This window comes from Streptococcus hyointestinalis (assembly GCF_011039275.1).
Taxonomy (GTDB): domain Bacteria; phylum Bacillota; class Bacilli; order Lactobacillales; family Streptococcaceae; genus Streptococcus; species Streptococcus hyointestinalis_A.
Window position 1 is genome coordinate 1 of sequence record NZ_JAAKGB010000001.1, and the last position, 13,003, is coordinate 13,003.

The window sequence follows — 13,003 nt, forward strand, 5'->3', positions numbered from 1 at the left end:
ATGACCGAAAATGAACAGTTATTTTGGAATCGAGTACTGGAGTTGGCTCGAGACGAATTAAAACAAGCTGCCTATGATTATTTTGTTGCTGACGCTCGCTTGATTAGTATTGATAACCAAATTGCAACCATCTACCTAGACGAGGTCAAACAAATGTTTTGGCGGCAAAATCTCAAATCCGTCATTCTGACGGCAGGCTTTGAAATTTTTAACGTTGAAATCAAATGCCACTTTACCTTTGAAGAACCAAAAACACCTACCACTTTTGAAGAACAAGGTGAGGGATTGGTAGAGGAAGTGTTAGAAACACCGCATTTAGCGCCTGTTGTCTCTAATATTGACGACAAATACAGTTTTGACAACTTCGTTCAAGGAGAGGGCAATAAATGGGCTAAAGCGGCTGCTATAGCGGTCGCTAGCTCTCCTGGGACTATTTATAACCCGCTCTTTATCTACGGAGGTCCTGGGCTTGGTAAGACGCATCTGCTTAATGCCATTGGTAATGAAATTTTAAAAGACCGTCCCAACGCTAGAATCCGCTACATCTCTGCTGAAACCTTTATCAATGAATTTCTAAAGAGCTTGCAGACAGGGAAAAAAGAGGAGATGAAAGAGAGCTTTCGGACACTTGATGTGCTCCTCATTGACGATATCCAGTCCATGGGCACTTCAAAAATGAAAGCAACTCAAGAGGAATTTTTCAATACCTTTAATGTCCTGCACAGCAATAACAAGCAAATTGTGCTAACGAGTGACCGTATCCCTGATCAATTAAATGGACTTGAAAAGCGCTTGGTTACACGCTTTAGCTGGGGATTGACCGTTGACATCACCCCGCCAGATTATGAGACACGTGTTGCCATTCTCACCAATAAAATCCAAGAATTGCCTTATGACTTTGAGCAAAATACCATTGAATATTTGGCGAACCAGTTTAGTGCTAATGTCCGTGATTTAGAAGGTGCTCTCAAGGACATTGACCTTGTGGCACGCTTTAAGCACGTTGATACCGTGACCGTGGAGATTGCAGCAGAAGCCATTCGAGCCCGTAAAAACGACAGCCCTAAAATGAATGTCATCTCTATTGATGATATTCAAGAGCAGGTTGGAAAATTTTACGGTGTCACGGTCAAGGAAATCAAGGCGACTAAGCGCACGCAGGACATTGTTCTCGCTCGTCAAGTAGCTATGTATCTTGCCCGTGAGATGACCGACAACAGTCTGCCTAAAATTGGCAAATCTTTTGGAGGGCGTGACCACTCAACCGTTCTTCACGCTTACAATAAAATCAAAAATATGCTGGCTCAGGATGATAATCTGCGCATTGAGCTTGAAACCATTAAAACGAAAATTCGTTAACATGTGGATAAGTTCTCTCTAAAAGACAGAGTTTTCCACAACTTGTGCACAAGTCTTTTGCCTTGGCACGCACTCGTTTGATCTGATTTTCCACCTTATCCACAGTCCCTACTACTACTACTACCTATACTATTTATAAATAAAGGAGTTGTTATGCTAAAATTTTCCATCAATAAATCTCTTTTTCTCCAAGCTCTACTAGCCACAAAACGAGCTATCGCTTCTAAAAATGCTATTCCTATTTTGTCTAGTCTCAAACTTGAAGTAAGCTCATCAGCTATTACACTGACAGGTTCTAATGGACAAATCTCTATTGAAAATACCATCCCTACTAGTAATGAAAATGCAGGGCTTCTCATCAGCTCAACAGGCTCTATTCTTCTTGAAGCCAGTTTCTTTATCAATGTTGTCTCTAGTCTTCCAGATGTCAGTGTTGATTTAGAAGAAATTGACCATCATCAAATTGTGCTAAGAAGTGGCAAGTCAGAAATCACGCTTAAAGGAAAAGATGTTGATCAATACCCTCGTCTGCAAGAAGTGGGAACAAGCAATCCTCTAGTTTTAGAAACCAAGTTACTGAAAACCTTGATTGCTGAGACAGCTTTTGCAGCTAGTCAGCAAGAGAGCCGTCCGATTTTGACTGGTGTGCATATGGTTCTAGCTAATCAAGAGTTCAAGGCTGTGGCGACTGACTCACACCGTATGAGCCAACGTAAGCTCCACCTAGAAGATAGCACAACAGAGTTTGATGTTGTGCTTCCAAGCCGCTCTCTTCGTGAATTTTCAGCTGTTTTTAGCGATGATATCAAAACAGTTGAGATTTATCTATCCGATAGTCAAGTCTTGTTTAAGAGCGAGCATATCAGTTTTTACACCCGTATGCTAGAAGGGACTTATCCAGATACAGATCGTCTGTTGACCAACCAATTTGAGACAGAGGTTGTCTTTAAAACGGAATCGCTTCGCCATGCTATGGAGCGTGCTTTCTTGATTTCTAATGCCACACAAAACGGTACAGTGCGCTTAGAGATTGAAGCTGACAAAGTATCTGCTCACGTCAACTCGCCAGAAGTTGGTAAGGTTAATGAAGAGCTAGAGACGCTCAGTCAGTCTGGAAGTGACTTGACCATTAGCTTTAACCCAACTTATCTGATTGAAGCCCTCAAAGCACTTAAGAGCGAGTCTGTGACGGTGCGTTTCATCTCACCAGTTCGTCCTTTCACTCTGACCCCTGCTGATGACGCAGAAAACTTTATTCAATTGATTACCCCTGTTCGTACCAACTAATTGTGGATAAGTAAAAGGCTGAGTTCCTCAGCCTTTTTGAGTATCATTTGTTAGAAGAAGGGGCTTTCTTGTGCTATAATACATGGTATGACACTACTTATCATTGCCAATCCCCATGCAGGAAATCGCCAAGCCCTAACGGTTACTAAAGCTATCAAACACACTTATCATAAACCTGTCCTTGTTTTTCTCACACGCTATCCAGATGATGAGAAACGTCAGGTCAAGCGTTTGCTATCGCAGTATCAAGAGGGTGATAAGGTTTTGATTATCGGTGGAGACGGGACGCTATCAAAAACGCTCTATCACCTGCCAAAAACGATTCCTTTTGGCTATTATCCTGTAGGTTCTGGCAATGACTTTGCACATGCTTTGCATCTGCCAAGACTCGAAGTGACCCTAGACAGGCTGGATAAAGGGCAAGAAACGGAAATCACAGTCTTTACTTACCAAGGTGGGCTTGTGCTAAACAGCCTAGACTTAGGTTTTGCGGCTTATGTGGTCAAAGAAGCGTCGCAGTCTCGTCTCAAATATTGGTTTAACAAGTGTCATCTAGGTAAACTCACTTATATTTTGATTGCGATTAAGTGTTTATTTAAACAGCCAAGGGCTGATGTGACGCTTACTTATGAGGATGGCGAGAAACTGTCTTTATCGGATTTGTTTTTGTGTTCACTAGCTAATAACCGCACTTTTGGTGGTGGTGTTGTCATTTGGCCAGAAGCAAGTGCAACTACCTCACGTTTAGAAATCGTCACAGCACAGGGAAGCTCTTTTTGGGGACGCTTAGCTATTTTATTGACTTTGGTTTTAAAAAGGCACCACAAGTCGTCTCGTCTCTCGCATAGAAGTGTTCGGAGACTTTCTGTTGACTTTGAGGACGACGCTATTATTGAGATTGATGGGGAGATTGTCGCACTAAAACATGTCGATTTGACCCCAGAAAAGCGCTATATTTATCTTTAGGGAGAATGCTATGTATACTTTAGGTTCGATTGTCGAAATGAAAAAACCTCATGCCTGTACGATTAAAGCAACAGGTAAAAAAGCGAACGCTTGGGAAGTGGTGCGTCTGGGTGCTGATATCAAGATTCGCTGCACTAATTGTGAGCATGTTGTGATGATGAGCCGTCATGACTTTGAGCGTAAGCTTAAAAAGGTTTTGCAACCAGCAAAAGACTAATAAAACAGCTTTTTGACGCAGGGTGCAACGCCTAGTTGCAGCTAAAAGTGCTTGCTAGAACAGGTCATCACCTGTTATTTTAAAGCTAGAAAATCAGGGGGTTCCTTTATGACAACATTCTCAACGCAACTGAAAAAACTTCGCCAAGAGCGCTACTTATCCCAAGATGAACTCGCCAAAGACCTCTTTATCTCAAGGCAGGCAATCTCCAAATGGGAAAATGCAGAAGCGACACCAGACTTGGAGCATACGATAAAGCTTGCTGAGGTCTTGCAAGTGTCTCTAGACGAGCTTATCCTTGCCAAAGCACCAGAGGTCAAAATAGAGCGGGTCGTTGAAAAAGACAGATCGATGAACATCTGGGAGTTTTTTGCCAATTATTGGTGGACCGTTTTTCCAGTTGGAGGTCTTTTGGTGTGGTTTTTGTCACAGCTGCGCTCCATTTTTGGCTAAACTGGCTCTAGGGCGAGTTTTTTTGCGTAAACTATGCTATAATGGTTGTGATTGAAAAAATGAACGGAGAAAGATGCAACTATGGCTTTAACAGCAGGTATTGTTGGATTACCAAACGTTGGTAAGTCGACACTTTTTAATGCAATTACCAAGGCAGGTGCGGAGGCTGCCAATTACCCTTTTGCAACCATTGACCCAAACGTTGGTATGGTGGAAGTGCCAGACGAGCGCTTGCAAAAGTTAACTGAACTTATCACACCGAAAAAAACGGTACCTACGACCTTTGAATTTACAGATATTGCTGGTATCGTAAAGGGAGCGTCAAAAGGTGAGGGCCTTGGAAATAAATTCCTAGCCAATATCCGTGAGGTGGATGCTATTGTCCATGTTGTGCGTGCCTTTGATGATGAGAATGTCATGCGTGAGCAAGGGCGTGAGGATGCCTTTGTTGACCCTCTAGCCGATATTGATACCATTAACCTTGAGTTGATTTTAGCAGACCTTGAGTCTATCAATAAACGCTACGCTCGTGTTGAGAAGATGGCACGAACACAAAAGGACAAAGATTCTGTTGCTGAGTTTAACGTGCTTCAAAAAATCAAACCTGTCCTTGAAGATGGCAAGTCAGCGCGTACCATTGACTTTACAGACGAGGAAAAACAAATCGTCAAAGGGCTCTTCTTACTGACAACTAAGCCTGTTTTATACGTGGCAAATGTCGATGAGGACAAGGTAGCAGATCCAGATAGTATCGACTATGTGCAGCAAATTCGTGACTTTGCTGCAACGGAAAATGCTGAGGTTGTTGTTATCTCAGCGCGTGCCGAGGAGGAAATTTCTGAGTTGGACGATGAGGACAAGGCAGAGTTTCTTGAGGCGATGGGTCTTAGTGAGTCTGGTGTCGATAAATTGACACGTGCTGCTTATCATTTGCTAGGGCTTGGCACTTACTTCACCGCTGGTGAAAAAGAGGTGCGTGCTTGGACCTTTAAGCGTGGTATTAAGGCGCCTCAAGCAGCAGGTATCATTCACTCAGACTTTGAGCGTGGCTTTATCCGAGCGGTTACCATGTCTTATGATGATTTGATTAAGTACGGAAGCGAAAAAGCAGTCAAAGAAGCTGGACGCTTGCGTGAAGAAGGTAAAGATTACGTCGTTCAAGACGGCGATATCATGGAATTTAGATTTAACGTCTAAGCACAAATGAATGAAGCAAAAGGTTAGGAAACTTAAAAACGTTTCTTAACCGTTTTTGTATTTTGAAAGTGAGAAGAAATATGGTAAAAATGATTGTTGGTCTGGGAAATCCAGGCAGTAAATACGATGGTACACGTCATAATGTTGGCTTTATAGCTGTTGACAAGATTGTCAAAAATCTTGACGTGACCTTTACAGAGGATAAAACCTTCAAAGCAGAAGTAGGCAGTGCCTTTATCAATGGTGAGAAGGTTTATTTTGTGAAGCCGACCACTTTTATGAACAACAGTGGTATTGCTGTTAAGGCGCTTTTGACCTACTACAATATTGACCTTTCTGATATGGTGGTTATCTATGATGACCTAGATATGGTTGTAGGCAAATTGCGCCTTCGCCAGAAAGGCTCAGCAGGTGGTCATAATGGGATTAAGAGCATTATCGCCCACCTCAATACGCAGGACTTTAATCGTATCAAGATTGGCATTGGGCGTCCTAAAGAGGGGATGAGCGTTATCAATCACGTGCTAGGAACATTTGATACAGAAGAGCGTATCACGATTGACAATAGCCTTGACAAGGTTGATAGTGCTGTCAACTTTTATTTACAATCGAATGATTTCGAACAAACAACAAAACGTTTTAACGGGTGATTAAAATGGATATAATTGATTTATTCAGTCGCAACAAGACGATACAAGAGTGGCATAGTCATGTGTCACTACAAAGCAGACAATTAGTGACAGGTTTATCTGGAAGTAGTAAGGCAGTGGCGATAGCTTCTGTCTACCGCTCACAAGGGAAAAAAATCGTTGTGGTAACTGCTAGTCAACACGAAGCTGAGCAATTATCGGCTAACTTGATTGACTTAGTAGGAGAGGACAAGGTTTATTCTTTTTTCACAGATGATGTCCTTGCAGCAGAGTTTATTTTTTCTTCTCTTGATAAGGCGGCTTCTCGCTTAGCAGCCCTAGATTTTCTAAGGGATGACAGTCAGTCAGGTATACTTGTGGTGAGTCTGATGGGCTTGCGGGTCTTGCTTCCTTCGCCTGAGGTTTATGATAGCAGCAGGTACACCTTTAAGGTTGGAGTTGAGCTGGACCTTGACACACTTGTCAAGCACATGTCTACAATCGGCTATGAAAAGGTATCTCAAGTGACTTCACCAGGAGAATTTAGCCGTCGTGGGGATATTTTAGATATTTTTGAGATGACGCAGGAGAAGCCCTATCGTCTAGAGTTTTTTGGAGATGAACTTGACGGGATTCGCTTGTTTGATGTAGAGTCGCAAAAATCTCTAGAACAATTGGATGAGGTTAGTGTGTCACCAGCTAGCGATATGATTTTGCAGGAGCCTGATTTTGAGCGAGCAAGTAGCCATCTAGAGCGCCAGATAGAGCTTTCTGATGAGCCACTCAAAAGCAATTTGTCTGAAATCTTATCGTCTTGTCAGAAAAAGATGGTGCATCAAGAGACACGTAAGTTTCTCAGTCTCTTCTACGAAAAAGAATGGACGTTACTTGATTATCTGCCAGAAGGCACACCGCTTTTCTTTGATGATTTTCAAAAGCTGACAGACAAAAATGCCAAGGTAGACTTAGAAGCAGCTAATCTCTTGACAGAAGATTTACAGAGGGGTAAAGCTTTCTCAAGTCTAACCTATCTAGCAGACAGTTATCAAAAGCTAAGAGCTTACCAGCCAGCCACTTTCTTTTCAACCTTTCACAAGGGTCTGGGCAATTTACGCTTTTCGCATAGCTATCAGTTGACACAGTATGCCATGCAGGAATTTTTCAATCAATTTCCTCTCTTGGTCGATGAGATTAACCGTTATCATAAGCTTAAAGCTACTGTTTTATTGCAGGTCTCTTCTTCGCAAAGTTTAGAGCGTCTACAAAAAACCTTGGAAGAGTATGATTTAGAGGTCGCTATATCAAACAGCGAGGAACTTCTGCCACATCAAGTGCAGTTGATGATTGGTCAGTTATCCAGTGGTTTTTACTTTGCGGATGAAAAGCTGGTCTTGATAACAGAGCGTGAGATTTTTCATAAGCGTATCAAGCGTAGAAGACGACGTACCAATATCAGCAATGCTGAGCGTTTAAAAGATTATAATGAGCTGTCAGTGGGCGACTATGTGGTGCACAATGTGCATGGTATTGGTCGCTATCTTGGCATTGAAACCATGGAAATCGGTGGGGTTCACAGAGACTACCTAACCGTTCAATACCAAAACGCCGACCGTATCTCGATTCCCGTTGAGCAGATTGAGTTATTATCCAAATACGTCTCTGCTGATGGTAAAGAACCTAAGCTCAATACGCTAAATGATGGTCGCTTTAAAAAGACCAAGCAACATGTGGCTAAGCAGGTTGAGGATATCGCAGACGACCTCATCAAGCTCTACGCTGAGCGCAGTCAGCAAAAAGGCTTTGCCTTTTCAAAAGACGATGACCTTCAACATGATTTTGACAGTGACTTTGCCTACGTGGAGACAGAGGACCAATTGCGCTCCATCAAGGAAATCAAACAGGATATGGAAAGTTCTCATCCTATGGATCGTCTGTTAGTTGGTGATGTCGGCTTTGGTAAGACGGAAGTCGCTATGCGTGCAGCCTTTAAGGCGGTCAAAGACCACAAGCAAGTGGCTATCTTAGTGCCGACAACAGTCCTAGCACAGCAGCATTATGAAAACTTCAGTCAACGTTTTGCTAACTTCCCTGTAACGGTTGATGTTTTGAGTCGTTTTAGGAGTAAAAAAGAGCAAAATGAAACACTTGAAAAGCTTAGAAAAGGGCAGATTGACATTATCATTGGAACACATCGTCTGCTCTCAAAAGACGTGACTTTTTCAGATTTGGGCTTGATTGTTATTGATGAGGAGCAGCGTTTTGGCGTTAAGCACAAGGAAACGCTCAAAGAGCTGAAAACCAAGGTGGATGTGCTGACCTTAACAGCGACCCCTATCCCAAGAACGCTTCACATGTCTATGCTTGGTATAAGGGACTTGTCGGTCATTGAAACACCGCCAACCAACCGCTATCCTGTCCAAACCTACGTCATGGAGACCAATCTTGGTACGGTGCGTGAGGCATTGCTTCGTGAGATGGATCGTGGCGGGCAGGCTTTCTATATCTACAATCAAGTTGAGACCATGGAGCAAAAGGTGACTGAACTTCGAGAGCTAGTGCCTGAGGCTAATATCGGATTTGTTCATGGTCAGATGAGCGAGATTCAGCTGGAAAACACCCTTCTAGACTTTATCAATGGAGAGTATGACCTGCTGGTTGCAACGACCATCGTTGAGACAGGTGTCGACATTTCAAATGTCAATACGCTCTTCATCGAAAATGCTGACCACATGGGTCTCTCTACACTCTATCAGTTGCGTGGACGTGTTGGGCGCTCAAACCGCATTGCTTATGCTTATCTCATGTATCGCCCAGACAAGATTTTGACTGAGGTTTCTGAAAAGAGACTAGACGCTATCAAAGGCTTTACAGAGCTGGGTTCTGGTTTTAAGATTGCCATGCGGGACTTAGCGATTCGAGGTGCGGGTAATATCCTAGGCGCTTCACAGAGTGGTTTTATCGACTCTGTTGGATTTGAGATGTATTCGCAATTACTCGAGCAAGCAATCGCTCACAAACAAGGCAAATCTACAGCTAGACAAAAGAGCAATACGGAGATTATGCTCCAAATTGACGCTTACATTCCGAAGGACTACATCACAGATGAGCGTCAAAAGATTGATATCTACAAACGTATCCGTGAGATAGAGAGTCAGGCAGACTATGAGGAGCTGCAGCAAGATTTGATGGATCGCTTCGGCGATTATCCAGATGAGGTTGCTTATCTTTTAGAGATTGGCTTACTAAAAGCCTATCTTGATAGCTGTTTTGCTGAGCGTGTCACCCGCAAACAAAATCAAGTAGTCGTTGCCTTTGAAAAAGTATCGCTTCAGCATTTCTTGACGCAAGATTATTTTGAAGCTCTCTCAAAAACCAAGCTAAAATCCCGTATCAGTGACAATCAAGGTAAGGTCGAGCTTATCTTTGACGTTAGAAATCAAAAAGATTATACGATTTTAGAAGAGCTGATTACTTTTGCAAAGACACTTGCCGCACGAAAAGAAGAGAAAGAAAATCAAGCCAATACATAAAATATAGCCATAAAAGCTCAAAAAATGTTAGAATATAAGCCAAGAGTGAGGTGAAATCATGCGCTTAGATAAATATTTAAAAGTTTCTAGAATTATTAAACGTCGTCCTGTCGCAAAAGAAGTCGCTGACAAGGGACGTATTAAGGTCAATGGTATCCTAGCCAAATCTTCTACAGACTTGAAAGTAGGAGATGAGATTGAGATTCGCTTTGGCAATAAGCTTTTAACGGTTCGTGTCTTAGAGATGAAAGACAGTACCAAAAAAGAAGACGCTGCTAAAATGTATGAAATCGTAAGCGAAACAAGGATTGAAGGCGATGAGTAAAAAAAATATCGTTCAGCTAAATAATCAATACATACAAGACGAAAACCAAAAAACACGATACGAGGAGGCAGAAGCCAGTAAACGTCACCGTTTGATGGGGATTATCATGCTCTTTGTGATTTTGCTTTTTATCCTTCCCACCTTTAATTTGGTGGAGAGCTACCGCAGCATTCAGTCAAATAAAAAAGAAATCGCAAAGCTCAATAAAGAGTATAAAGCTCTGTCTGAAAAGACAACAAAAGAGCAGGCTCTAGCAAAGAGTTTGCAGGATACAACCTACATTGAGAAGTATGCACGTGCTAAGTACTATCTCTCAAAGGACGGTGAGACCATTTATCTGGTTCCAGGTTTATTACCAAAATAACAATATGGAAAATATAGTAACAATCATTGAGCGTTTTCTTGAGCATTCAGATGACAAATTAGAAGAACTCTCACAAATGAATCAAGAGCTTTTAGAAACGGTCTATGGCAAAGAGGAGGAGAGATGAAAAAGCTAGCGATTATCCTGCTGTCTACTTTTCTCTTTTTGCCTAGGACGGTGGATAGTACAGAGCGTGACGGAGAGCTCTCAGAAGCTCAAAAAGAGACTTTTTCAAACTCAACAGCGACACAATTACTATACTTTACAGATGTTCCCAAAGCACCTCGTCTTGCAGTTGCTAGCATGACCTATAGCGACCCTGAGCTAACGAGCGCCTCTAGTATGCTTCCAAAAGAAACGCTTTTAGACGTAGAGACTATTTTGACAAACAGCAAAGGTGTCAAGGTATTTCAGTTAGCTGATGGGACTTACATTGAGGCAAGTCGTAATCTTATCTTTGACGACAGCATTATCAGTAGTGAGAGTATTGACGAGACGAGATGGCTAAAAAACAGCAGTAGCTTATACAGTGCTCCTTACACTTATGGTGTTGCTAAGCAGGCTAGCACTCTAAGTGCTGGCGATAAGCTTCATCTGGTGGAAAAGGCAGTGACTTACTACGGTACCTACTATAAGCTTGAAAATGGTGGCTGGATTTCTGAGGAAGATACCTCAACGACAGATACACGCATGCTAAAAGTGCAGGCATTACTCAACAGCAAGTACAATAAATCCAACTACAGTATCTATGTCAAGCAGCTAACCACTCAGTCTATCGCTGGTATCAATATGGACCAAAACATGTACGCTGCCAGTGTTGCTAAGCTAGCAACGCTTTATGTCACTCAGGAAAAAATCAATACAGGAGAGCTGTCCTATTCTCAAAAATGGACTTATGTCGATGCGGTCAATCATTTTAATGGTTCTTATGATCCAAGTGGGAGTGGTAAGCTGAATAAGGAAGCAGACAACAAAGACTATTCTGTTGATGAGCTTTTGCAGCTAACGGCCAAGCACTCTGACAATGTCGCTGCTAACATGCTAGGCTATTACGCTGCGAATCAATTTGATAGCTCTTTTTATCAAACGGTGCGTACTATAGCTGGTCAAAGTTGGGATATGACAGGGCGTCAATTGTCCGCTCATAGTGCAGGTAATCTCATGGAGGCTATTTATTACCAAAATGGTCGCATTATTGATTACCTCTCTCAGACGGACTTTGATACGGAGCGTATCTCAAAGAATATCCCTGTGAAGGTAGCTCACAAAATTGGAGATGCTTACGACTACAAGCATGACGTTGCTATTGTCTATACGGACTCGCCGTTCATCTTGTCTATCTTTACAGACAAGGCGTCCTATGATGACATTAGCCAAATTGCAGATGATATTTACAATATATTGAAATGACCCAGTATAATGATTTATTAGCCTATATTCAAAAAAAGCGCCTCTTTGACAAACACCAAAAGGTTTTGGTGGCGGTGTCTTCTGGCATTGACTCGATGAATTTGCTGCAGTTTCTCTATAAGCATAGAGAAACTTTAGGCATTGAGCTTGCGATTGCTCATGTCAATCACCAGCAGCGCCCTGAGTCAACAACAGAAGAAGCGTATTTGCGTCAATGGGCAAGAGAACACGACCTTCCCATTTATGTAGCTCATTTTGAGGGGCTTTTTTCAGAAAAGCGTGCGCGTGATTTTCGCTATGACTTTTTCAAAAAGTGCATGCAAAAGTACAACTACACTGCGCTGACAACGGCTCATCATGCCGATGATCAGGCGGAGACGGTTCTTATGCGGATTATCCGTGGCAGCCGTTTGCGTCACTTAGCAGCCATCAAGGAAGTGCAAAATTTTGCAACTGGTGAGCTGATACGACCTTTTCTGACGCTAAAAAAGGCAGAGCTTCCTGATACAGTGCACTTTGTGGATACGTCCAACCAGTCAGAGCACTATTTTAGAAATCGTGTGAGAAATCGCTATTTGCCGCTCCTTGAGCGTGAAAATGCCCAGTTAAAAACAGCCTTATGCCACTTAGCAGATGACAGTCGTCTAGCTTATCAAGCTTTTCGGGATTTGATAGCGTCTCTCGATATAACCCAGAACGCTGTCTTTCTTAGTCAGTCTGATGCGGTGCAGGCTCTAGCTTTGGAGGAGTATTTCTCGCAATTTTCAGACTTAGAGCTGAGTCGTCGTCAGTTTGAGACGGTGCTTGACTTGCTCCGAAGCCACAAACAGCTTACCTATTCCTTGAAAAGTAATTATATCTTGCATAAGGACGAGGAGCGCTTTTGGGTGGATAAAAAAGAAACCATCTCTTTCTTGTCATCTCCTTGTCTACTAGCAGCTGGTGAGGCGCTGGTTTATGATGGCTATCGCTTTTCCTATGACAAGGAGCAGCTTTCATTAGCCATTCCTCTGTATGACACTAGTCCCATAACACTACGTCACAGACAGGCAGGAGACAAGATTTCTTTTGGGCATTTTACAAAGAAAGTGCGTCGTTTATTTATTGATGACAAATTGTCCCAAAAAGAGCGAGAAGAAGCGATTATTGGTGAGCAGAAAGGTGAGATTATTTTTATTCTCACAAGTCGTAAAACTTATTTGAGAAAAGCCTCTAAACATGATATAATGATAGGCAAATTATACTATCAAAGCGTAAATAAGGGAG

At 42.3% G+C, this 13,003-nt stretch carries 12 protein-coding genes and 1 pseudogene; all 13 read left to right on the top strand.

The window, feature by feature from the left end; translation table 11 throughout:
• On the top strand, positions 1–1,359 hold a 1,359-nt coding region (dnaA, locus tag G5B60_RS00005), incomplete at its 5' end, for a chromosomal replication initiator protein DnaA (RefSeq protein ID WP_164682036.1).
• A 153-nt stretch (positions 1,360–1,512) separates the two neighbouring features.
• Complete coding sequence (gene dnaN / locus G5B60_RS00010; protein WP_164682037.1) at positions 1,513–2,646, top strand: DNA polymerase III subunit beta; 1,134 nt, start codon at positions 1,513–1,515, stop codon at positions 2,644–2,646.
• Between the two features lie 87 nt (positions 2,647–2,733).
• A complete protein-coding gene (locus G5B60_RS00015; RefSeq protein ID WP_164682038.1) occupies positions 2,734–3,612 on the top strand; it encodes a diacylglycerol/lipid kinase family protein in 879 nt (292 codons plus the stop codon).
• Between the two features lie 10 nt (positions 3,613–3,622).
• Positions 3,623–3,829 (top strand): DUF951 domain-containing protein, encoded by a 207-nt coding sequence (locus tag G5B60_RS00020; protein WP_164682039.1) that lies wholly within the window; start codon positions 3,623–3,625, stop codon positions 3,827–3,829.
• 108 nt (positions 3,830–3,937) lie between these two features.
• Entirely contained in the window at positions 3,938–4,282 is a 345-nt protein-coding gene (locus tag G5B60_RS00025) for a helix-turn-helix domain-containing protein (RefSeq protein ID WP_164682040.1), read from the top strand.
• A gap of 81 nt (positions 4,283–4,363) precedes the next feature.
• Positions 4,364–5,479 (top strand): redox-regulated ATPase YchF, encoded by a 1,116-nt coding sequence (ychF, locus tag G5B60_RS00030; RefSeq protein ID WP_164682041.1) that lies wholly within the window; start codon positions 4,364–4,366, stop codon positions 5,477–5,479.
• A gap of 80 nt (positions 5,480–5,559) precedes the next feature.
• Positions 5,560–6,129: an aminoacyl-tRNA hydrolase gene (gene pth, locus G5B60_RS00035; RefSeq protein WP_164682042.1), complete on the top strand. Its 570-nt coding sequence runs from the start codon at positions 5,560–5,562 to the stop codon at positions 6,127–6,129.
• 5 nt (positions 6,130–6,134) lie between these two features.
• Positions 6,135–9,638, top strand: a complete 3,504-nt coding sequence (gene mfd, locus G5B60_RS00040; protein WP_164682043.1) for a transcription-repair coupling factor — start codon at positions 6,135–6,137, stop codon at positions 9,636–9,638.
• A gap of 58 nt (positions 9,639–9,696) precedes the next feature.
• Positions 9,697–9,963 (top strand): RNA-binding S4 domain-containing protein, encoded by a 267-nt coding sequence (locus G5B60_RS00045; RefSeq protein ID WP_164682044.1) that lies wholly within the window; start codon positions 9,697–9,699, stop codon positions 9,961–9,963.
• Positions 9,956–10,327 (top strand): FtsB family cell division protein, encoded by a 372-nt coding sequence (locus G5B60_RS00050; protein ID WP_115267942.1) that lies wholly within the window; start codon positions 9,956–9,958, stop codon positions 10,325–10,327. The genes G5B60_RS00045 and G5B60_RS00050 overlap by 8 nt, the downstream gene beginning before the upstream one ends.
• 4 nt (positions 10,328–10,331) lie before the next feature.
• On the top strand, positions 10,332–10,454 hold the full coding sequence (locus tag G5B60_RS00055; RefSeq protein ID WP_115267943.1) for an SP_0009 family protein: 123 nt from the start codon (positions 10,332–10,334) through the stop codon (positions 10,452–10,454).
• Positions 10,451–11,737 carry a serine hydrolase gene (locus G5B60_RS00060; RefSeq protein ID WP_164682045.1) on the top strand — a complete coding sequence of 429 codons (1,287 nt, stop codon included), beginning with the start codon at positions 10,451–10,453 and terminating at the stop codon, positions 11,735–11,737. The genes G5B60_RS00055 and G5B60_RS00060 overlap by 4 nt, the downstream gene beginning before the upstream one ends.
• Positions 11,734–12,999: pseudogene (gene tilS / locus G5B60_RS00065) on the top strand (tRNA lysidine(34) synthetase TilS); the annotation flags it as partial. The gene G5B60_RS00060 and the pseudogene tilS, both read left to right, overlap by 4 nt.
• Positions 13,000–13,003 lie beyond the last annotated feature (4 nt).